Here is a 21,939-nt window from a genome sequence, read left to right as displayed (position 1 = left end):
CACCTGAGGCTAGGCCTATCAGGGTGATCGCCGGATCACGGGGCGGTGACACGTGCCGGATTGGGCCCCCCGCGACATGTTGCAGTGATCGCGGGGCAATAATGAGCCCGTGACAGCGGCAGCCATCGACAAGAGCCGGATCCACTCGCTGACCCGACCCAACATGGTCAGCGTGGGGACCATCGTGTGGCTCTCCAGCGAACTCATGTTCTTCGCGGCATTGTTCGCCATGTACTTCTCGATCCGCGCGGCGGACTACAGCATGTGGGAGAAGCACACCGAGGTTCTCAACATCCCGTACGCGACGACCTTCACGGTCATCCTGGTGCTCTCCTCGGTCACCTGCCAGCTCGGCGTCTTCGCGGCGGAGAAGGGTGACGTGTTCGCGCTGCGGCGCTGGTTCACCCTCACCTTCGTCATGGGCCTGATCTTCGTGCTCGGCCAGGCGAACGAGTACCGCAACCTCGTGCACGAGGGCATCAAGCTCAACGGCGACGGTTACGGCTCGATGTTCTACCTGACGACCGGGTTCCACGGTCTGCACGTCACGGGCGGTCTGATCGCCTTCATCGTCTACATGATCCGCACCACCATGGGTCGGTTCACGCCGGCGCAGGCGACCTCGGCGATCGTCGTGTCGTACTACTGGCACTTCGTCGACATCGTGTGGATCGCACTGTTTGCCATGATCTATTGGCTGCAGTAGCCGCCCGTCCGTGAGAGTTTCAAGGTCAAAACCCAGAGGGACAAAACCCATGACTTCTGACACCCCCGCCGGACGGCGTTTCCGGGTGTTCAACCGGCGGCGGTCCGCGCCGAGCCGGGCGCGTCGGCGCCTCGGCGCCGCGGCCCGCATGCTAGCCGCCCTCGCGCTGGCCGGCGGCGTTTACACCGCATTCGCCCCGGGCGCGTTCGCCGAGGACACGCGGCAGCTCTCCGCCTCGGCGCAGGAGGGCAAGGCGCTCTTCGACACCAGCTGCATCAGCTGCCATGGCCGCAATGCCGAGGGTGTGGTCGGCCGCGGACCGAGCCTGATCGGCGTCGGCTCGGCCTCCGTCGAGTTCCAGGTCGGCACCGGCCGCATGCCGATGGCCCGCCAGGAGGCGCAGGCCGAGCAGAAGCAGCCGGCGTTCGACAAGGCACAGACCAAGCAGCTCGGCCAGTACATCCAGGAGCTGGGCGGCGGCCCGCAGCTCCCCGGCGGCCCGCTGACGGTGGACCTGAAGGACAACCCCGAGGCGCTGGCCGCGGGCGGCGCGCTGTTCCGGCTCAACTGCACGTCCTGCCACGGCTTCGGCGGCGGCGGCGGTGCGCTCTCGTCCGGCAAGTTCGCGCCCGGCCTGCACGACGCGACCGAGGAGGAGATCTACGCGGCGATGCTGACCGGCCCGCAGAACATGCCGGTGTTCGGCGACAACGAACTGACGCCGGACGAGAAGCGGGAGATCATCACGTACATCAAGCTGCAGCTGCAGCAGGAGAAGGACCCGGGCGGCCTGTTCAACCTCGGCCGGTACGGCCCGGTCACCGAGGGCCTGGCGATCTTCATCGTCGGCATCACGATCCTGGTCTTCGCGGCGCTGTGGATTGCGGGGAAGTCATGAGCGTTGTGAAGGACGGGGCGCACGGCCCCGGCACCGAGCCGGTCGACGTCAACGACCCGCGGCTGTCCCGGTTCGACATCGTCCGCGAGGGCGCCCGGCGCGACGACATCGAGATCGTCACGTACGAGTCGCAGTTCCCGGGCCCGAACTCCAAGGCGGAGAAGCGCGTCGTTCGCAACATCGCGCTGCTGTTCCTGCTCTGCGGCGCGGGCGCGCTGGTCTTCCTCGGCTTCTACATCTTCTGGCCGTGGGAGTTCGAGCTCGGCCACGCGCGGAGCGACTACTACACCCCGATCCTGGGCATCTCGCTCGGCGTCTCGCTGCTGGCGCTCGGCTTCGCGATCCTGGCCTGGGCCAAGAAGCTGCTGCCGCACGAGGTCTCGATCCAGGACCGGCACAACCAGCCGTCCAGCGACGAGGACCGCCTGATCACCGGGCAGACCATCGCGTACCTGGGCGAGGAGATGGGCGTTCAGCGGCGCCCGCTGCTCAAGGGCGCGATCGGCCTCGGCCTCGCGCCGCTCGGCCTGGTCGCGGCCGCGCCGCTGGTCGGCGGCCTGATCGAGAACCCGCACAAGGACGCGCAGCCGAGCCTGTTCCACACCGGGTTCGACCCGGTGCCGAACGACGGCGAGCTGGTGCGGCTCACCCGCGCCGACGGCACCCCGATCCGGCCCGAGGACGTCAGCGTCGGCGGCCAGCTCACGGTGTTCCCCGGCATTCCGCACGGCGCCACCAACCAGTACGCGGACTCGCCGACCCTGCTCATCCACCTGCGGGCGGAGGACGCGGCGCAGGCCCGGGCGGCGAGTGACGGCGATGCGACGAACGACGGCTCGATGTGGGGCAACTTCATCGCGTACTCGAAGATCTGCACCCACGCCGGCTGCCCGGCCAGCCTGTACGAGCAGCAGACCAACCGGCTGCTCTGCCCGTGCCACCAGTCGCAGTTCCTGATCACCGACAATGCGCGCCCGATCTTCGGTCCGGCCAGCCGTCGTCTGCCACAGCTGCCCATCGAGCTAGACGATGAGGGGTTCTTCGTGGCAGCGTCGGACTACAAGGAAACCGTCGGGCCGGACTTCTGGGAGCGGCCGTGAAGCGTCGAAAGCTTGACCTGGCTCAGGTCCCCGCAGCCGTCGGCAAGGGGCTCGACGACCGTTACAAGGCGGCCACGCCGCTGCGCGGCCTGCTGAACAAGGTATTCCCTGACCACTGGTCGTTCCTTCTGGGCGAAATCGCCCTGTTCTCGTTCATCGTCCTGTTGCTGACCGGTGTCTTCCTGACCCTCTTCTTCGACCCGACGATGACCGAGGTCGTCTACGACGGCGCCTACCCGGCGCTGCGCGGCGTGGAGATGTCCGGTGCGTACGCGTCGTCGCTGCACCTGTCGTTCGAGGTGCGCGGCGGTCTGTTCATGCGCCAGATGCACCACTGGGCGGCGCTGCTGTTCATGGCGTCGATCGTCGTGCACATGGCCCGCATCTTCTTCACCGGCGCGTTCCGCAAGCCGCGCGAGGCGAACTGGGCGATCGGCGTCGCGCTGTTCCTGCTCGGCTTCCTCGCCGGCTTCACCGGCTACTCGCTGCCGGACGACGGCCTCTCCGGCACCGGCCTGCGGATCGCCTCGGCGATCATGCTGTCCATCCCGGTCATCGGCACCTGGCTCTCGGCGTCCGTCTTCGGCGGCGAGTTCCCGGGCGAGTTCATCATCGGCCGCTTCTACATCGCGCACGTGCTGCTCATCCCGGGCGGCCTGCTCGCGCTGATCAGCGTGCACCTGGGCCTGGTCTTCGCGCAGAAGCACACCCAGTGGCCCGGCCCCGGCCGGACCAACGACAACGTCGTGGGCGAGCGCATGTTCCCGCGGTACGCGCTCAAGCAGGGCGGCTTCTTCATGGCCGTCTTCGGCGTGATCGCGCTGATGGCCGGCATGTTCCAGATCAACCCGATCTGGCTGTTCGGACCGTACCGGGCGTCCGAGGTCTCCTCGGCGAGCCAGCCCGACTGGTACGTCATGTTCATGGACGGCCTGGTGCGACTGATGCCGGCCTGGCAGATCGACATCCCGATCGGCGACGGCTACGTGATCCCGCCGCTGTTCTGGCCGGCGGTCGTCGGCCTGGGCGCGCTGACCACGGTTCCGATGTTCTACCCCTTCATCGAGGCGCGGCGCCTGAAGGACAAGAGCATCCATCACCTGCTCCAGCGTCCCCGGGACAACCCGGAGCGCACCGGCCTCGGCGCGATGGCGTTTACGTTCTTCATCGTCGCGACCCTGTCCGGCGGCAACGACGTGATCGCCGACAAGTTCAACATCAGCCTGAACGCGATGACCTGGGCCGGCCGCATCGGCCTGGTGATCCTGCCGCCGCTGGCGTACTTCATCTCGGCCCGGATCTGCCTGGGTCTGCAACAGCACGACCGTGAGGTCCTGGCACACGGCACGGAGACGGGCATCATCAAGCGCCTGCCCGACGGCCGGTTCGTGGAGGTGCACCAGCCGCTCGGCCCGGTGGACGACCACGGCCACCCGCTGCCGCTGGACTACGCGGGCTGGGTCATCCCGAAGAAGATGAACCGCCTGGGCGCCCTGGCGCCGGCGGTGAAGGGCTTCTTCTACCCGGTGGAGAAGCCGGCCGAGGCGCCGGTCTCGCCGGGGATGCCGCCGGTGACCGCGCGCGAGGAGCGCGAGGAGATCACCTCGGGTCAGCAGCAGTAGCGAACGCACGACGAAGGGGGCCCCTCGGGGCCCCCTTTTTCGCATCCTGGCGGTGGGGACGCTCAGTCGGCGTCGGGCAGGCCGATCGCGAACGCGTCCTCGAGGTCGTGCTTCGAGTAGGCGCGGAAGGCGATGTGCGACTCGGTGTTGAGCACGCCGGGCGTCTTGGAGATCCGGCCCGCGATGACCTCGGCGATGTCATCGAAGCGCGGAACGCGCACGATGGCGATCAGGTCGACGTTTCCGGCGACCGAATAGACCTCGCTCACGCCGGGCAGCGCGGCGAGCGCCTCCGCGACCTCCGGAATCGAGTCGGTGGCGCAGTCGATGTGCACGATCGCGGTGTTCACGCGGTCTCCTCGGCTATGAGGGCGGATGATTCGCTTCATGCTATCCACGCGCAGGCAGGGCGGTGCGGGTCAGGCGGTGACCGTCAGGCCGCTCCCGGCCCGGATCGCGCCCGTGAGGGACTCGTGCGACGCCACCGTCGCGCCCGGCCAGATCACGCAGTCGGTCACCGAGCCGTGCACCCGCGCGCCCGCGCCGACCACCGACCGCTCCGCCCGCCCGTCGACCGTTGCCGACGGGTCGCTCAGGCCGGCCGCGGCGTGCAGGTTCGCCCGCAGGTAGTCCGCCGGCGTGCCGGTGTCGATGTACGCGCCGTCGTAGGTGACCAGCTCCAGGTCGCCGGCCGCCTCCGCCGGGCGCCAGACCGTGCGTACGAGGTCGGCGGGCCGGTCCGCCAGGACGTGCAGGTAGCTCCAGGGGATCAGGGAGAAACCGGCGAAGCGCTGCCCGCTGAAGCCGCCCGTCGCGCCCGGCGGCAGGGGCCGGGTGAGCATGCGCACGGTCCGGCCGGTCCAGCCGTCGAGCAGGGCCGCGATGTCCTTGCCGGGCTCGCGGTGCGGGTCGGACAGGTAGGCGTCCGCGTTGCCGACCAGGGCGCCGCGGCCGTCGATCCAGGGAAGCAGGCGGCCGACGCCACCCGAGGTGCCCAGCGGGCCGTCCGGCTCCACCGAGAGGTGTGCCCGGTCGCCGACGTGCGTGACCACCTGGTCGGCCAGGTAGGCCGCGTTGACCGCCACGTCGGACGGGCCGGTGAGGCCGAGGCCGGCGATCCGGGCGAGCGCCCGGTCCAGCAGGGCCACGTTGCCCACCGGGCAGAGCGCCTTGGGGAGCAGCTCGGTGAGCGGGCGCAGCCGCCGGCCCTCCCCGGCGGCGAGCACCACGGCGCAGATGCTCACGAGGCCTGCTGCACGGCCAGCGGGCCCAAGCCGTAGACACCCAGCAGGAGCGCCGTGTTCGGGGTCAATGGCGGCAGGTCGTCCAGGTGGAACCAGTCCGCCTCCAGGACCTCGCCGCCGTCCACCACCAGCGGGGTCGTCGACGCCGGCACCTCGGCCAGGAAGACGGTGTCCACCCAGCCCTTGGGGTGGATGATCGCGTTCGGGACCGCCGGGGTCAGTGCGTCCGGGTCGAGCAGCACGCCGGACTCCTCGGCGAGCTCGCGGGCCGCGCCGACGGCCGGGGCCTCGGCCTTCTTGAGCAGGCCGGCCGGCAGGCCCCAGCGCCGTCCCGGCGGCTGGCGCAGCAGGAGCAGGCGGCCGGGCTCGGCGGCCTCGGAATCGCGGACGATGGTCACCGCGCCGACCAGGTATTTGGGGACGATCAGGCGCACGAGGCGACGGCGCACGGGGTGCGGCAGCCGGTAGAACGTCTGGTACGCGACGCCACGCAACCGCCGAGGGAGTTTCACACCGCAAGGCTAGCGGCTTGGCGCACCGGTCTCAGTCCGGGTGGTCCACCAGGGCGATGAGCTGCTCGACCACCTGGTCGGGCTCCAGATTGCGCTCGGTCACCGCGACCAGCATGGTCTCCAGGTCGGGGTAGCCCAGCTCCTCGGCGAGGCGGCGCAGCGGCACCTCGCTCGCCAGGCCGCGGTCGTGCTTGCGCAGCGTCAGGCCGATCGTCGCGCGGCCCAGGCGTACCTTGTCGACGATGCTGATGCCGGGTGCGTTCTCCTCCGCGAAGAAGCGGTTGATCTGCATCTGGGCCTGCGTCGACTTGACGAAGCCGAGCCACTCCTTGCGCGGTCCCCGCGGCGCGGCACCCGGCTCGACGTCGACGTGGCCGTCGGTCTCGGTGAAGATCTCCACCACGTCGCCGTCGCGCAGCGGGGAGCTCAGCGGCGCGAGGCGGCCGTTGATCGTCGCGGCGAGGGTCCCGTCGCCCTTGTCGGCGCTCAGCTCGTAGGCCAGGTCGACCGGGGTCGAGCCGGCCGGCAGGTCGTAGGTGTTGCCGTGCGCGAACACCTGGATCTGGCCCTCGGCGAGGTCGCAGCGCAGCGACGCGAGGAACTGGCCGGCGTCGGTGGTGTCCTGCTCCCAGTCGAGCACCCGCTTGAGCCAGGTGAGCTGGTCGGCGCCCGGTGTCTCGGCCGCCTCGGCGGACTTGGGGTAGCGGTAGCCGGTCGCCACGCCGTATTCCGCGCAGCGGTGCATCGAGACCGTCCTGATGAGCACCTCCACCAGGCGGCCGTCGGGCCCGGTGACGGTGGTGTGCAGGGAGCGGTAGAGGTTGTTCTTCGGGGAGGCGATGAAGTCCTTGAACCGGCCGGCCACGGGGCGCCACTGGCCGTGGATCGCGCCGAGCGCGGCGTAACAGTCGGTCTCGGGGCCGTCGACGATCACCGCGATGCGGGGCAGGTCGAGCGGCACCGGGTGGCCGCCCGCGACCGTGTCCTTCCAGATCGAGTAGTAGTGCCGGGGCCGGGGTGCCACCTTGGCGTCCACCCGGGAGCGGCGCAGCGCCGTCGACGCCTTCGTCTTGACATCCTCGAGGTACTCGGACCAGCCCGGGCGGTTCTTCACATGCTCGTCGATGCGGGCGTAGGAGTCCGGCTCCAGGTGGTAGAGCACCACGTCGTCGAGGTCGCGCTTGAGTGCCTGGATGCCGAGGCGGTCGCAGAGCGGCACCAGCACGTCGAGGGTGGCCGTGGCGATGCGGGCCCGGGAGGCGGGTGAGCGGGCGTCGAGCGTGCGCATGTTGTGCAGGCGGTCGGCCAGCTTGATCACCAGGACCCGGACGTCCTTGCCGGCGGCGACGATCATCTTGCGGATCGTCTCGGCCTCGGCGACCTTGCCGTAGAACGCCTTGTCGAACTTGGTCACGCCGTCGACCAGGTGCGTCACCTCGGGGCCGAAGTCGCCGTGCAGCGTCTCCAGCGTGTAGCTGGTGTCCTCGACCGTGTCGTGCAGCAGCGCCGCGACCAGCGTCGTCGTGTCCATGCCCAGCTCGGCGCAGATCTGCGCGACCGCGAGCGGGTGGGTGATGTAGGGGTCGCCGCTCTTGCGGAACTGTCCCCGGTGCATGTTCTCCGCGACGGCGTAGCTGCGGCGCAGCACGCCCGCGTCGGCGGAGGGATGGATGTGACGGTGGGTGCGGGTGAGGGTGGTGACTGGATCGTCCTCGTTGCCCTGAAAGCTGAGGAACGAGCGCAACCGGCGGGAGAGCGGGATATCGCCGGGAGTGGAGGGCAGGGCGCGTCCAAGGGCGGCGCCGTGGCCGGCGTCGACGTCCACTCGGACACCCCCTCACCGATCGACCGTGACCACGCACGGATCCCACCGATTTTCACGGCTTCGTGCGCCGTGCCCTACAGCCTAAGCGAGCGAGCGTCATCCGAATGGCCAGTTACCGATGAGCGAACGGACGAGTCTCTTATCGACGCCGCCGCCTCGGCCCTGGTGAGCAGGGTAGTGAACCGCGCTGCGCCACGAGCCGGTGACACCCAGTCGCCAGAAGTTTCCACCAGCCGGGTGTCGGGTCGCTCCAGCCAGGCGAGAATCCGCTCCGTCTCCTCGGCCGACGCCGCCGGCACCGGGCCCGGTCCGGGTAGGACCGTCTCGGCCGTGGCGCGCGCCATGTCGAGCGTCGGACGCGGGTGCAGCCGGGGCGGCGACGTCGCCGCGGCGGCCAGCCGCCCGTGCCGCACCACGATGATCTCCCATCCGTATGCGTCGTTGCGCCGGGCGGCGACCAGCTCGCCCAGGCTGGTCAGCGCGCCCAGCCGTTGCATGCGGACGGTGGCGCGCAACAGCGCCACGAGCCGGGATCTGATCACCGCCGCCTCCTCGTAGCGCTGCCGCTGCGACAGCGCCTCTATCCGGGCCAGCAGGGCGTCGACCAGCGGCTGCGGGTCGCCGTAGGTCGCCGTGCGAAAGGGCAGGGCGGCCCGCGCGCCGTATTCCTCCGGGGTGATCTCGTGCTCGCAGGGCGCCGGGCATCTGCCCAGCTCGGCCAGCGCGCACGCCGGCGTGATCGTCTTCGTCGAGAGCTTGTGGGTGCACTGGCGCAGGGGCACGGCGTCGTAGACCCCGGCCGCGGCCAGCTCGGCCGTGCGGCGCGAGGAGAACGGGCCGAGATAGGCCGCGTCGTCGTCGGCCAGCTGGCGGACCACCGACAGCCGCGGGAACACCTCCGCGGTCAGCTTCAGCCAGACCACCCGGTCCGGGTATTTCGACCTGCGGTTGTAGGGCGGGGCGTGCGCCGCGATCAGCCGCAGCTCGCGCACCTCGGCCTCGAGGGAGTGCGCGCACTCGACGGCCTCCACCCGGGTCGCGGCGCCGATCATCTCCGACATCCGGGCCCGCTTCTCGCTCGCCGTGAAGTAGCTGCGCACCCGGGTGGCGATGTCGACCGACGTGCCGACATAGAGCGGGCGCTCGTCAGCGGCACGGAACACGTAGACGCCCGGGACGTGCGGGAGGTTGTCGGCGAGGTGGCGCTGGCGGCGCTGGGTCGGCGTGACCGCCTTGGCGAACTCGATCGCGTCGCCCAGGGTGTGGACCTTGAAGCTGCCCAGCCGCTCGATCAGGCCGTGCAGCACGTCGACGGTGGCCCGGGCGTCGTCGAGGGCCCGGTGGGTCGGCTGGACGGCCGCGCGGAAGAACTGCGCGAGCGTGCCGAGCTTGCGGTTGGGCACCTCGTCGCGGGTCAGCGCCCGTCGGGCCAGCGCCGCGGTGTCCAGCACCCGCAGCTGCGGCCAGGTGTGGCCGTGCCGGGCGCAGGCCGCCTTGAGGAAGCCGACGTCGTAGGGCGCATTGTGCGCGACGAGCACCGCTCCTCGCAGGAATTCCAGCAGGCTGGGCAGCACCGCCTCGATCGGCGGCGCCGGCGCGAGCATCGCCTCGGTGATGCCGGTCAGCACCGTGATGAACGGCGGCACGCGCTCACCGGGGTTGACCAGGGTGCCGAGCACACCCAGCTCCTCGCCCGCGCGGACCTTGACCGCACCGATCTCGGTGATGCCGCCGCCGTCGGGTGCGCCGCCCGTCGTCTCCAGGTCGAGGACCACGAACGTCGTGTCTCGCAGGGACAGCGCCGCCGGGTCGACGGAGCCGTCGGCGCTCAGGAGGGTGTCCAGAGTGCCCTGCACGTATGCGGGTTGTGCCACGACGGGCAATTTAAAGAGGGGGTATGACAAACTTCAGGGCGGCGGGGGAAAAGATCATTTGCTACCGCAAGCTTTTCCGCAGCCCACGGTGGGAGAATAGAGAAATGCCCGCGCCGTCGCCCTCCGACGACCGCCCCATCGAGGAGGCGGTACCCGCGGACGACCCTGCCCGCGCCGGGGGACCCGACAACGATCCCGATTCCGCCCGCGTACTCGATATCGATTCCGGCCTCACCGCTTCAGCGGAGGCCGATCCAGATCCCGGTCCGGCGCCCACCGCGGCGGAGACCGATCCCGGTCCCGGTCCGCTGCCCTCCGTGGCGGAGGTCGATCCCGATTCCGGTCCGCTGCCCTCCGTGGCGGAGACCGTGCTCGATCTTGATGCTGCCCTCGCCGCGGCGGCGGAGGCCGCGCCGGAGCCCACGCTGCCCGAGCCCGTGCGGCAGCGGATCACCGCGCTGACCGCCGCCGCGCTGCCCGGCCTGCCCGCCGACGAGATTCCGGTGCCGTTGCGGCGGGTCGCCCGGTTCGCCCCGAATCGCCGGGCCCGGTTGGGCGGGCCGGCGATCGCCGCCCAGCTCGCCGCGGACCCGCTGTTCCGTCAGCGCGTCAGCGGTCGCATCGTGAGCGAGGCCGGCGACCTGGGCGCGGCGGTCGCGGGCGGCCTCGCGCCGGCGGCGGCCGACCCGGTGGAGGTCGCCGCGCTGGCCTATCTGGTCAGGCCGGACGGCTGGCGGGACCTGATCGAGGCGGTCGGCGAGTCGGTGCGTGCCGACGCCGACAGCGCCGCGGTCGCGGGCCAGGTCCGCGAGGCCGAGCAGCGGGCGGCCCGCGCCGAGCACGATCGGGCGGTCGCCAGGGTCGAGGCCGACAAGCTCCGCGACGAGCTGGCCCGGGTCCGCGAGGAACTGGGCCAGATCCGCGAGGAGGCACGGACCGCGTCCCGCGCGCTGCGCGAGACGCAGGCGGCGCACAAGCGCGCCGCCGACCTGCTGGCCACCGAGAAGGGCCGCGCGGCGAAGGTCACCGCGGACCACGACGCGGAGCTGCGCCGGCTGCGCACCCGGCTGGCGGAGGCGGAGTCGGCGGCCGCCTCCGGCAAGCAGAGCGCCAAAGACGCCCGGTCCGCCGACGACGCCCGCCTCTGGCTGCTGCTCGAGACGATCGGGCAGGCCGCCTCCGGCCTGCGCCGGGAGCTGGCGCTCGGGCCGACCGACAAGCGGCCGGCCGACTTCGTTGCGGATACGGCGGCCGACCGGCCCGGCGCACTGGAGCGGTCGCGCCCGCGGGCACAGGACACCGACGATCCGGGCCGCCTCGACCAGCTGCTCGCCCTGCCCCGGGCGCACCTGATCGTCGACGGCTACAACGTCACCAAGCGCGGCTTCGCCGAGATGTCGCTCGAGCAGCAGCGCAAGCGGCTGATCACCGGCCTCGGCGGCATCGCCGCGCAGACCGGCGACGAGATCACCGTGGTCTTCGACGGCGCCGAGCGGGTGCACGGGCTGCCGCCCGCGCCGCGCGGCGTACGGGTGCTCTTCTCGCGCAAGGGCGACACCGCCGACGAGCTGATCCGCCAGCTCGTGCGCGCCGAGCCGCCGGGCCGCCCGCTGGTGGTGATCTCGTCGGACCGCGAGGTCGCGGACGGGGTGCGCCGGCACGGCGCGTACCCGATGGGTGCCGATTCCCTGCTGCGCCGGCTGGCCCGGTCCTGATTTTTGTCGTACCCCCTCCATAGCGTGACTGTCACCGATGGTGGTCGGTCCGCGACAGCTTTCCTCTCCCCCCGCGCGGGCCGCACCGCCAGGCCGAGGAGGGAAACGATGATCATCGACTGCGGGCGTTGTGCCGAGCGGCGCGATGAGTGCAACGGATGCCTGGTCAGCACGCTTTATGACACCCCGGACGGCATCGCCGACCTGACACCCGGCGAGCTGCGCGTGCTCGAGACGTTCGAGCTGGCCGGCTTCGAGGTCGAGCTGCTCGAGACGCCCCCGCCGCCCGTCGAGGTCCCGTTCTACCAACGCCGCCACCACGTGGCGTGATCACCGCTCTAGGATGTTCGGTCATGACAGGCGGACCGGACCGATGACACCGCGCCAGTGGGCGGCGTGCGCGCTCGGCGTGCTCGTCGTGGCGCTCGTCGTCTACGCCGCGGTGGTGATTCCGTGGCACCGGCCGCCCGCGCCGCGCGCCGACCAGCTCGACGCCCTCGGCCGGCTGCCCGGCGACCAGGTGCGGCGGGCCCGGGCGTTCCACGCCGACCTGCGCCCGGCGTCCTACGGCGCGCTCGCGGCGGGGCTCATCGGCGCGCTGGTGCTGGGGCTCACGCCGCTGGGCGCGCGCCTGGTGTCGTTCGCCGGGCGCCCGTTCGGCGACCGCTGGGTCGCGCAGGCCGTGCTCGGCGGGCTCCTCGTGGTGCTGGTCATCGAGGTGATCACCCTGCCGTTCGCGGCGTGGCGCCACACGATCGTGGTCCGCTACGGCATCTCCACCCAGAGCTGGGGCGCGTGGGCGGCCGACGTGGCCAAGTCCTATGCGGTCGGTGCGGTCATCGGCGGGCTCGCCCTGCTCGGCTTCTACACGGTGACCCGGCTCGCGCCGCGCTGGTGGTGGGCGTTCGGCGCGGCGGGCGCGGCCGGGCTGGTCGTGCTGCTGTCGTTCGTGCTGCCCGTGGTCGTCGAGCCGATCTTCAACCGGTTCACGCCGATGGCCGAGGGCCCGCTGCGCACCCAGCTGATGAGCCTGGCGGCGCGCGACGGCGTGCCGGTGCGCGACGTGCTGGTCGCCGACGCCTCGCGCCGCACCCGGGCCGTGAACGCGTACGTGTCCGGGTTCGGGCCGACCCGGCGCATCGTGGTCTACGACACGATGCTGACCGAGGCGACGCCCGACGAGGTCGTCTCGGTCACCGCACACGAGCTGGGCCACGCCAAGCGCGGCGACGTGGTCACCGGCACGATCATCGGCGCGCTTGGCGCGGCCGCGGCGGTGATCGTGCTGTTCCTGCTCGGCTCGCTGGGCTGGCTGCTGCGGCTGGCCGGCACCGACTCGATGGGCGAGCCGCGCACGATCGCGCTGCTGCTGGCGCTGGTCACCGTCGCCGGCCTGATCGGCGGCCCGATACAGGCGCTGGTCTCCCGGCGCGTCGAGGCCCGGGCCGACGCGCACGCCCTCGACCTGACCGGCGACGCGGCGACGTTCGAGGCCATGCAGCGCCGCCTCGGCTCCGTGAACCTCTCCGATCCCGACCCGCCGACCTGGGAGTACCTGATGTTTGCCTCACACCCGTCCACGGTGGAGCGGATGGCCGCCGCGCGCGCGTACGCCCGCGGGGAGCGCTGATGGGCCGGACCCTGCTGGTCACCAACGACTTCCCGCCGCGGCCGGGCGGCATCCAGCAGTTCGTGCACAACCTCGCGGTGCGCCGGCCGCCGGGCTCGGTCGTCGCGTACGCGTCCACGTGGAAGGGCGCGGAGAAGTTCGACGCGGAGCAGCCGTTCGAGGTCGTCCGCGAGGACACCGGCGTGCTGCTGCCGACGCCCGCCGTCGCCCGGCGGGCCGCCGAGATCGCCCGGTCGCACGGCTGCGACAGCGTCTGGTTCGGCGCGGCGGCGCCGCTCGGGCTGCTTGCCGACGGGCTGCGGCGGCGCTCGGGCATCGAGCGCGCGGTGTCGCTGACGCACGGGCACGAGATCGGCTGGGCGGCCCTGCCGGGCGCCAGGCAGCTGCTGCGCCGGACCGCACGCGGCAACGACGTGGTGACCTACCTGACGGAGTTCCAGCGGGTACGCCTCGACCGGGCGCTGCACGGCCTCACCGACCTGGAGCGGCTGACGCCGGGTGTCGACGTTGACGCCTACCACCCGGGCGTCGACGGCTCGGCGGTGCGGGCGAAGCACGGCCTGAGCGACCGTCCGGTGATCGTCTGCGTCTCCCGGCTGGTGCCGCGCAAGGGACAGGACATGCTGATCCGCGCCCTGCCGACGATCCGCCGCCGGGTGCCAGGCGCGGCCCTGCTCATCGTCGGCGGAGGCCCGTACCGGAAGAAGCTGCGGAAGCTGGCGCAGGCCGAGGGCGTCGAGTCCGACGTGGTCTTCACCGGCTCTGTCCCGTGGGAGGAGCTGCCGGCGCACTACGCCGCCGGCGACGTCTACGCGATGCCGTGCCGCACGCGCGGCGGCGGCCTCGACGTGGAGGGCCTGGGGATCGTCTACCTGGAGGCCTCGGCGACCGGGCTGCCGGTGGTGGCGGGCGACTCGGGCGGGGCGCCCGACGCGGTGCGCGAGGGCGAGACCGGCTACGTGGTCGGCGGCCGCGACGTGCCGGCGATCGCGGGACGGCTCGCCGACCTGCTGGCCGACCCGCTGCGCGCCAAGGAGATGGGCGCGGCCGGCCGGTCCTGGGTGGAGCGCGAGTGGCGCTGGGAGACCAAGGCGGCCCGGCTGACGGAGCTGCTGCGCGTGACCTGACGCCGGGGGTGAATGAGTAATCACTCCTCGTATATGGATGGACACGTCACGTGAGTGGGGCGTAGGAACGGCTCAGAGCCCACGGGACGGGAGCCGCCGATGCCGGACGCCATCCGCCAGGACGCCACCCACGAGCAGGACTCGAAACAGCAGGCCGACGAGCCGGACGGGGGCAGGGAACCGGAGGGCGGAGCAGGCCCACCCGGCAACCCACCCGGGCCCGCTCCCGGTAACCCACCCGGGCCCGCTCCCGGCAACCCACCCGGGCCCGCTCCCGGCGAGACGATGGGCGCCGGCGGTGAGGGCGAGTGGTCCGATGGTGAGGAGCTCGCCCTCCCGTACTGGCTGACCAGCACCGAGGAGGCCGCCAACACCACCTTCCTGCGGATGTTCCGGCGGCTGCCGCGGCTGCTGGTGTCCGCCTGGTCGCTCGCCTGGCAGGCCAGCCGGCGGACCACCGTCGCCGTCGCCACGCTGCAACTCGCCGCCGGGGTCGCCAGCGCGGTCGGGATCATCAGCGTCGTCGGCGTGTTCGACGGGCTGCTCCGCGACGGCGCAACGCCCGAACGCGTGCGTGCGGCCGTACCCTCGCTGCTCCTGCTCATCGGTGCCGTTTCCGTGCGGGGCCTGCTCAACTCCGCCGCCGCGGCGGCCAACGGCCGCCTGTCGCCCAAGGTCTACGAGGCGGCGGAGATGCGCCTGCTCGAGCTGACCACCCGGGTCGACCTGTCCACGTTCGACGATCCCGGCTGGCGCGACGCCATGGAACGCGCCCGCGACCGCGGGATCTCCGCCGCGCAGCAGCTCGTCGACCGGGCCATCGAGCTCGGCACCAACCTGATCGGCCTGGCCGCCGCCGCGGGCGTGCTGGCCGTGCTGCACCCCGTGCTGCTGCCGCTGCTCGTGCTCGCCGTGCTGCCCATCGGCTGGGCCGCGGTGCGGTCGGCGCGGCTCGGCTACCGGCGGGTGCTGCGGCTCATCGCCGTCTGGCGGCGGCAGCGGATGCTCGCCGAACTGCTCGCCGCGCGGGAGCCCGCGCCCGAGCTGCGGGCCTTCACCCTGCGCGAATACCTGCTCGCCGAGGTGCGGCGGCTGCTCGCCGTCTCGACCGGCGAGGAGATCCGCATCTCCGGCCGCCAGGTGCGCACCACCCTCGTCGGCACCGCGCTGAGCGGCGTCGCCACCGGCTTCACCTATGCCACGCTGCTCTGGCTGCTCTGGACCGGCCGCATGGAGCTCGCGGTCGGCGGCGCTGCCGCGTACGCGATAAGCATGGGCATCGGGAAGCTCACCGAGCTTGCCTTCACCGCCAACCGGGTCTTCGAACAGGGTCTGTACTTCGCCGACTTCCAGGGGTTCTGCGACCTGTCGCGGGCACGCACCGAGCCGGCGCCCGGCCGGGCGGCGCCGGCGCTGCCCCGGGAGATCCGCCTGGACGGCGTCACGTTCAGCTATCCCGACGCCGAACGGCCCGCCGTGCGGGACGTCAGCATGACGCTGCGGCGCGGAGAGATCATCGCGCTGGTCGGCGAGAACGGCTCCGGCAAGTCCACCCTGGCCAGCCTGCTCGCCGGCCTCTACTGGCCGCAGGGCGGCACGATCCGCTGGGACGGCGTCGACGTCACGGCCTGCGACCCGGACACGGTCCGCGGCCAGGTCGCGGTCGTGATGCAGGAACCGACCCGGTGGCCGCTCTCCGCGCGATCCAACATCACCATCGGACGGTACGAGCGCGGCGTCGACGCCGCGGTCGTGCTCGAGGCGGCCCGGGCCGGCGACGCGCACGACTTCGTCATGGAACTCGCCCGGCAGTACGACACGCTGCTCTCCCGGCACTTCACCGACGGCGCGGACCTATCCGGCGGGCAGTGGCAACGACTCGCGGTCAGCCGGGCGTTCTACCGCGACGCGCCGCTGCTGATCTGCGACGAACCGACCGCGAACCTCGACGCCCGCGCCGAACACGAGGTCTACCGCCGGCTGCGCCTCCTCGCCGCCGGCCGCACGGTCGTGCTGATCACGCACCGGATGGCGAGCGTGCGCGAAGCCGACCGGATCTACGTGCTGGACCACGGCACGGTGGTCGAGGAGGGCGACCACGGGTCGTTGATGGCCGAGGGCGGCATCTACGCGCAGCTGTTCGGGCTGCAGGCCAGCGCCTATCACTCGGCGTCGTAGGTCACATCGCGGCGCGGCCCGATCGCGTGCCAGAGTGGGCGGATGGACACCACCGGCCTGATCGTCGTCGCGGCGGTCCTGCTGCTGGGCACCGCCGCGGGACTGTGGCGGCGCCGCGCCGACGGGCGCCTGCGCTCCGTAAAGGCCCCGGGCCGGGCTCCGTCCGCTGCGCCGCCGCCTCCCGTCGCGGCCTCGCCTGCTGGCACGGTCTCGCCCGGTGGTGCGGTGCCGACTGGTGGTGCGGTGTCGGCTGGTGGCACGGTCTCGCCCGGTGGTGCGGTGTCGGCTGGTGGTGCGGTCTCGCCTGGTGGCACGGTCTCGCCCGGTGGTGCGGTGCCGGCTGGGGACGCGGTGTCGCCTGGTGGTGCGGTCTCGCCCGGCGGCGCGGTGTCGGCTGGTGGTGCGGTGTCGGCTGGTGGTGCGGTCTCGTCTGGGGACGTGGTGTCGCCTCTCGGGATGGTTTCGTCGCTGGGCGTTGCGGAGCCGGTGGATGCGACGGTCGGACGGCCGGATGCCGCGGGCGGCGCGGACCCGAGCGCGGCGGGGGAGCGGATCGACCCCGACCTGCTACAGGCGCTCGGTGTGCGGGCCGCGCCCGCCACCTTGCTGCAATTCTCCTCGGCGTTCTGTGCGCCGTGCCGGTCGGTGCGGCGGATCAGTTCCGAGGTCGCCGGCATGCTGCCGGGCGTGCAGCACGTCGAGGTCGACGCAGAGAGCCACCTGGCGGCGGTGCGGGCGCTGGGCATCTGGCGCACCCCGACCCTGCTGGTGCTGGACGCCGAGGGCCGGGTAACCAAGCGCGCGACCGGCGTGCCCGGAAAGCCGCAGCTCATCGCGGCCCTGGCCGACCTGCTGCCGGAACGCTAGGTCCCTGGCCGTTCGGAGGCGTGGGAGATCCACTTCATGGCCGAACTTTCCGCGCTGGTTCCCCCAAGGATTCATTGAAGGCGGATGCATGCGTCGTGGGTTGTCTCATGGATGCGCGGGCGACTTCTAGGCGTGGTGGTGACGTTTAGGCGCGGTGGTGACGTTAGGCGCGCTTGGCATCGTCGGGGCGGCGCCGCGCCCGGATCCGGGATCGGCCCTGGCCTGCGAATCTGCACCCGCGCGCCGGTGATGGGACTCACCACGACGGCGGGGCCTCGGCGTGCCACGCTCACAGAATGCAGCTTGATCCGCGTGGGCCGCGGTTCGCCGCGGTGCTGACCACCGTCGTCCTCGCCGTCGTTCTGGTGACCGGCTGGGGTTGGCTCGCGCTCGCGCAGACGATCGTCTTCGCGATCACGGCCGCCGACCCGCGCCGCGGACCCTACGCACTCGTCTACCGCGCCCTGATCGCACCGCGGCTCGGTCCGGCGACGGAGCGGGAGGACGCCGCCCCGGTGCGCTTCGCGCAGCTCGTGGGCTTCACCTTCCTCGCGGTCGCGTCGATCGGCTATCTCAGCGGCGCGACGGCGCTCGGCGTGGTGTTCACCGCTTTCGGTCTCCTAGCGGCGTTCCTGAACGCGGCTTTCGGCCTCTGCCTCGGCTGCGAGGCCTACCTCGCCGCCCGCCGCCTGACGGCCCGCCGCGCCTGACACCAAGTCACCCGACCCGAGGGCGGTACTGCCGGGCCGCCGGCCGCGCTCGACGGCAGGCCGCGCTTGCTGCGCTTAGCGGCGGAGGCGACCGCTTCGAGGTTGAGCGGTCGGCGGCGGCAGGTCGCGCTGAGGGGAGATCGCCCGGCCCGAGATGGGCGGTCGCATGCCGGCAGGTCGACCGATTCGACGCTGGACGTTGGGGACGCGGCAGGTCGCGGCTGGCGGCAGGCCGCGTTTGTTGTGCCTGGCGATGGGCGACAGCTCTGGGGCTGGTCGATCGGACGTGGTCGGCTGCGCTTGATGAGGGGCCTGGCGCGTTGGCGGTGGGCGACCCCGGTGCGGGCCGGGCGGGAGTGGTGTGGCGGGTGATCTGGGTGGCGGGTGGGTGAGTAGTGGGGCGTGTGGTGGGTGGGGGCGGTGGTGTTTCGACGGGTCTGGAATTGAGTAGGTCCAGAATCGCCCAGGATGCCGGGAGCGTGCCTGGAAAAGCGGATCCGCCCGCCGCCCCGGGTGGGGGTGACGGGCGGATGCGGGGTGGAGATCAGAACTTCGGGGCGTCCGGTGCTTCGAGGAGGCCGAGACGGAGTGCGGTCATCAGCGCCTGTGCGCGGTTGGCCGCGCCCAGCTTCTCGTAGAGCTTCGAGATGTGGGTCTTGGCCGTGGACTCGCTGACGAACAGCTGCTTGGCGATGCCGGCGACGCTCATGCCGTCCGCCAGCAGGCGCAGGACCTGGCCCTCGCGCGGCGACAACTGCGGGCCGGAGGGTGCCAGGCGTCGCTTCATCGCCTCGGCGAGGTCGGCGGCGGTGAAGGCGCTCGGTGCCGAGGCGGCGTGCCGGGCCGCGGCGACCACCTCGTCGGCGGGGGCGGTCTTGGGCACGAATGCGCTGGCCCCGGCCTCGAGGGCGCCGAAGAGCTGGTCGTCGCCCGCGTACATGGTGAGCACCACGATGCCCATGTTGGCGTTGTTCTTGCGCAGGGCGCGTGTTGCCTCGAGGCCGCTGCCGTCGGGCAGGCGCAGGTCCATGATGACCACGTCGGGCTGGAGTGCGCCGGCCTGCCGGACGGCCTCGGCGGCCGTGGCGGCTTCCCCGACGACCTCGAACTGCCGGTCCCGCTCGAACGCGTGCCGCAGCCCCTTACGAATCAGGTCGTGATCGTCGACGAGCAGCACCTTGGTGCGGGTCGTCGGCATCGGACTGGTCGACATGCTCGGGTTACTCCCCTTCTGGTGCGGAAACGCTATCCCGCACGCTATCGCGCCGAGCCGAGGTTCCGAGCACTACCGCAACGGTTGTCCCGCTGGGGTGTCGCGGTCTGATCTCCAGCCGGCCCCGGATACGTTCCGCCCTCTCGGCCATGATCGCAAGGCCGTAGCGGCCGTCCGGTCGATCATCGGCGAAGCCCTTGCCGTCGTCGGTGACCTCGATCTGCGCGTACGGCGGGTCGACCGTGCACGTCACCCAGAGGTTTGACGCGCCGGCGTGCTTGCGGGCGTTGGTGATCGCCTCCTGGGCGATGCGCAGGAGCTCGGCCTCCGTCGCGGCGGGCAGCCGGGCGGTGGACTCGTCGAAGGTGAAGTGCACCCGCAGGCCGGCCGAGGTGCCCAGCGTGCGGGCGTACTCGGCGATGGCCGCGGCCAGGCCGCCGTTGCGGTCCACCTCGGAGCGCAGCTCGAACAGGCTCAGCCGCAGCTCGGTGATGACCCGCGTGACCTCGCCGCGCAGCGTGCGCAGCTCCTCGGCCGTCTCGTCCGCGCCCTCGGGCAGCGTCGCCTGCGCGTTGTCGATGCCGTAGCCGACCATCACGAGCTCCTGGGCGACGCCGTCGTGGATCTCGCGGGCCAGCCGCTGACGTTCCTCATTGGTCGCCAGCGAGCGGACGTCGTCGAAGAGCAGCGCCGCCTCCAGCCGCAGCGCGGCCGGTCCGGTCACCTCGGTGACCCGGGCGACCACCGCCGACGGGTACGCGTTGGCGACGTCGGCCTCCAGGATCACCAGGCCGATCGTGCGCACCCCCGCGACCAGCGGCACCACCAGCGACGAGGCGTCGCCGCCGCGGTGCGAGCGTGCCTGCGAGCGCGAGGCGGTCTGCGGCTGCTGCGAGGCCCAGGCGTCGGCGATCGCCGAGTCGGCGTCGAGGGTGACCTCCCAGTCGACCCGCTCCGCCCCGGTCTGCGCCAGCACGACGAGGCGCCCGCCGCCGCTCGCCGACAGCACGGCGGCGCGGTGGCCGGGCGCGGCGGCGCGCAGCTCCTCGAGCAGGTGCTCGGAGATGCCGCCCGGGTCGAGGGTGGCGCCGGGCAGGGAGCGGGCGACGCTGCGCAGCTGGGTCAGCAGCCGGGTGGCCTCCGCGTAGGGCTGGGGCTTGTTCTCCACCGGGGCCATGAGCTGGCGCATGGTGTCGGCCGCGAACGTGATGATCGCGCCGAGCACCAGCCACTGGCCGCCGGCGGCCAGGTAGCCGGGCTGGGTGATGATCTTTACGCCGTTCGCGTCGCCGGACAGTATGCCGCCGACGACCATCGAGACGGTCGCGACGCCGAGCAGCGCGGCGCCCTCGGTCGGCCGGCGCCGCAACGCCGCGGCCAGCAACGGGACCGCCAGGTAGGGCAGCACCGCCTCGGCGCCGAAGCCCGCGTCGACGGTGCCGGTCGCGTTGGCCGCGGCGGCGACCGAGCCGGCGGCCAGGCCGGTGATCGTGACCTCGGCGAACCGGCCGAGCGGCGCGGCGATGCGGTGATCCGGGCAAAAGATGGCCGGCAGCGCCGCGACCAGCAGCAGGGCGATCCAGCGCAGCTGGCCGATGTCGTGGGTGGCGATCAGGGTGAGGACCGCGACGAGGGCGAGCATGACGAGGCGGGCCGCCACCGCGAGCGGATGGATGCGCTCGGGAACGCGGGCTGAGGCTGGCACGTGACGGATCGTAGCCGCACCCTGTGACAACGGCCCATCGGCGATCCGAAACGGCGGGCCGCGGCGCCGGCCTGGCCGGGTCACGGCGATCGAGATGCCGCCACGGTCCGGCGGCAGCCGGGCTTGGCGTATCGGATCGGGACTGGGCCTGTCTGGTGGTCGGCTGGGTCTGGCGTATCGGATCGGGGCCGGGCCTGTCTGGCGGTCGGCCGGGTCTGGCGTATCGGATCGGGACCGGGTCCGGGGCTGCGGATCCGACCCGGCGAACCGCGGTCCCCGGTGGCCCGGATCCGGGTCCGCACGGGGTAGCCTGCCAGCCATGGCGGACAGCTCGACGCAGTCGATCCAGGTCCAGGCGCCCCTTGATCAGGTGGCGGCGGTGATCTGTGACTTCCCGCGCTACCCCGAATGGGCGGACGCGATGAAGCAGGTCGAGGTCATCGAGGAGTACGAGGACGGCTACGCCGCCCAGGTCCGCTTCGTCATGGACGCGGGGCCGCTCTCCGACGACTACACCCTGGACTACGCGTACGCGGAGGATCTGTCCCGGATCGAGTGGCACCTGGTCGCGCCGTCGAAGATGCAGCGCACCCTGAACGGTTCCTATGACCTGTCCGACAATGGGGACGGGACGACCACGGTGCAGTACATGCTCGAGGTGGAGCTCTCCATCGGCATGCTCGGCATGTTCCGTCGCAAGGCCGAGAAAATGATCATGGACACGGCGCTGAAGGAGCTCAAGCGCCGGGTCGAGAGCCTCGCCGAGGCGTAGCCGGCCCCACGGGCCGGGCCCGTCGGCGGCCGGGAGCAAGGGGAGCAGGACATGCCAGGGACCACGGGAACGGCACGCCAGGAAGCCGAGCGGCTGGTCGCCACGGTGCTCGCGATGGTCGCGGAGGGCGGCGCGGGTGCCGCGCGCCCCGGCCGCGACGATTCATCCGGTACGCCCGGACTGGGCGACCTGCTGTCCGGCGTGGTCGGTCAGTTCCTGGGCGGCGACCGTAGCGAATCCG

Annotated in this window: 19 protein-coding genes; 12 read left to right on the top strand and 7 right to left on the bottom strand. The window is 72.1% G+C overall.

Annotation, left to right across the window (positions count from 1 at the left end; genetic code table 11):
- Positions 1-109: 109 nt before the first annotated feature.
- Genes ctaE through qcrB form a run of 4 tightly spaced genes read left to right on the top strand, consistent with a single transcriptional unit; the run spans position 110 to position 4,326 of the window.
- A complete protein-coding gene (gene ctaE / locus BJ971_RS30455; protein WP_184996597.1) occupies positions 110-706 on the top strand; it encodes an aa3-type cytochrome oxidase subunit III in 597 nt (198 codons plus the stop codon).
- A 49-nt stretch (positions 707-755) separates the two neighbouring features.
- Positions 756-1,604 (top strand): cytochrome bc1 complex diheme cytochrome c subunit, encoded by an 849-nt coding sequence (gene qcrC, locus BJ971_RS30450; protein ID WP_184996596.1) that lies wholly within the window; start codon positions 756-758, stop codon positions 1,602-1,604.
- Complete coding sequence (qcrA, locus tag BJ971_RS30445; protein WP_184996595.1) at positions 1,601-2,704, top strand: cytochrome bc1 complex Rieske iron-sulfur subunit; 1,104 nt, start codon at positions 1,601-1,603, stop codon at positions 2,702-2,704. The genes qcrC and qcrA overlap by 4 nt, the downstream gene beginning before the upstream one ends.
- Positions 2,701-4,326, top strand: a complete 1,626-nt coding sequence (gene qcrB / locus BJ971_RS30440) for a cytochrome bc1 complex cytochrome b subunit (RefSeq protein WP_184996594.1) — start codon at positions 2,701-2,703, stop codon at positions 4,324-4,326. The genes qcrA and qcrB overlap by 4 nt, the downstream gene beginning before the upstream one ends.
- 62 nt (positions 4,327-4,388) lie before the next feature.
- Here qcrB and BJ971_RS30435 read toward each other — a convergent pair whose 3' ends face one another.
- From BJ971_RS30435 to BJ971_RS30415, 5 genes are all read right to left on the bottom strand, one after another.
- Positions 4,389-4,676: an Lrp/AsnC family transcriptional regulator gene (locus BJ971_RS30435; protein ID WP_106126821.1), complete on the bottom strand. Its 288-nt coding sequence runs from the start codon at positions 4,674-4,676 to the stop codon at positions 4,389-4,391.
- Positions 4,677-4,745: 69 nt separating this feature from the next.
- On the bottom strand, positions 4,746-5,570 hold the full coding sequence (locus BJ971_RS30430) for a nucleotidyltransferase family protein (protein WP_184996593.1): 825 nt from the start codon (positions 5,568-5,570) through the stop codon (positions 4,746-4,748).
- A complete protein-coding gene (locus BJ971_RS30425; RefSeq protein WP_184996592.1) occupies positions 5,567-6,082 on the bottom strand; it encodes an NUDIX domain-containing protein in 516 nt (171 codons plus the stop codon). Before BJ971_RS30425 ends, BJ971_RS30430 begins: the two co-directional genes overlap by 4 nt.
- A 31-nt stretch (positions 6,083-6,113) precedes the next feature.
- Positions 6,114-7,907, bottom strand: a complete 1,794-nt coding sequence (locus BJ971_RS30420) for a RelA/SpoT family protein (protein ID WP_184996591.1) — start codon at positions 7,905-7,907, stop codon at positions 6,114-6,116.
- Positions 7,908-7,981: 74 nt separating this feature from the next.
- On the bottom strand, positions 7,982-9,781 hold the full coding sequence (locus BJ971_RS30415; protein ID WP_184996590.1) for a DEDD exonuclease domain-containing protein: 1,800 nt from the start codon (positions 9,779-9,781) through the stop codon (positions 7,982-7,984).
- Between the two features lie 104 nt (positions 9,782-9,885).
- Between BJ971_RS30415 and BJ971_RS30410 the strand changes: the two genes are divergently transcribed.
- The 7 genes from BJ971_RS30410 (at position 9,886) to BJ971_RS30380 (ending at position 18,008) form a co-directional block, all read left to right on the top strand.
- On the top strand, positions 9,886-11,496 hold the full coding sequence (locus tag BJ971_RS30410; protein WP_184996589.1) for an NYN domain-containing protein: 1,611 nt from the start codon (positions 9,886-9,888) through the stop codon (positions 11,494-11,496).
- A gap of 108 nt (positions 11,497-11,604) precedes the next feature.
- Positions 11,605-11,826: a hypothetical protein gene (locus BJ971_RS30405; RefSeq protein WP_184996588.1), complete on the top strand. Its 222-nt coding sequence runs from the start codon at positions 11,605-11,607 to the stop codon at positions 11,824-11,826.
- 43 nt (positions 11,827-11,869) lie between these two features.
- Positions 11,870-13,126 (top strand): M48 family metallopeptidase, encoded by a 1,257-nt coding sequence (locus BJ971_RS30400; RefSeq protein ID WP_184996587.1) that lies wholly within the window; start codon positions 11,870-11,872, stop codon positions 13,124-13,126.
- Positions 13,126-14,253, top strand: a complete 1,128-nt coding sequence (locus BJ971_RS30395) for a glycosyltransferase family 4 protein (protein ID WP_184996586.1) — start codon at positions 13,126-13,128, stop codon at positions 14,251-14,253. Before BJ971_RS30400 ends, BJ971_RS30395 begins: the two co-directional genes overlap by 1 nt.
- A gap of 99 nt (positions 14,254-14,352) precedes the next feature.
- Entirely contained in the window at positions 14,353-16,431 is a 2,079-nt protein-coding gene (locus BJ971_RS30390; protein WP_239087396.1) for an ABC transporter ATP-binding protein, read from the top strand.
- Between the two features lie 42 nt (positions 16,432-16,473).
- Positions 16,474-17,298 (top strand): TlpA family protein disulfide reductase, encoded by an 825-nt coding sequence (locus BJ971_RS41725; RefSeq protein WP_184996585.1) that lies wholly within the window; start codon positions 16,474-16,476, stop codon positions 17,296-17,298.
- Positions 17,299-17,594: 296 nt separating this feature from the next.
- Positions 17,595-18,008 carry a DUF4395 domain-containing protein gene (locus BJ971_RS30380; RefSeq protein WP_184996584.1) on the top strand — a complete coding sequence of 138 codons (414 nt, stop codon included), beginning with the start codon at positions 17,595-17,597 and terminating at the stop codon, positions 18,006-18,008.
- 544 nt (positions 18,009-18,552) lie between these two features.
- On the opposite strand, the gene BJ971_RS30375 is transcribed toward BJ971_RS30380, so the two are convergent.
- A complete protein-coding gene (locus BJ971_RS30375; protein ID WP_023359837.1) occupies positions 18,553-19,221 on the bottom strand; it encodes a response regulator transcription factor in 669 nt (222 codons plus the stop codon).
- 7 nt (positions 19,222-19,228) lie between these two features.
- Positions 19,229-20,926: a GAF domain-containing sensor histidine kinase gene (locus BJ971_RS30370; RefSeq protein ID WP_184996583.1), complete on the bottom strand. Its 1,698-nt coding sequence runs from the start codon at positions 20,924-20,926 to the stop codon at positions 19,229-19,231.
- Between the two features lie 319 nt (positions 20,927-21,245).
- Here BJ971_RS30370 and BJ971_RS30365 point away from each other — a divergent pair, with 319 nt between their 5' ends.
- A complete protein-coding gene (locus tag BJ971_RS30365) occupies positions 21,246-21,698 on the top strand; it encodes an SRPBCC family protein (protein ID WP_184996582.1) in 453 nt (150 codons plus the stop codon).
- Positions 21,699-21,939 lie beyond the last annotated feature (241 nt).

The organism is Amorphoplanes digitatis (genome assembly GCF_014205335.1).
GTDB lineage: Bacteria > Actinomycetota > Actinomycetes > Mycobacteriales > Micromonosporaceae > Actinoplanes > Actinoplanes digitatus.
The sequence above is the reverse complement of the archived record's forward strand: the minus strand, read 5'-3'. Positions and strand labels throughout refer to the sequence as shown.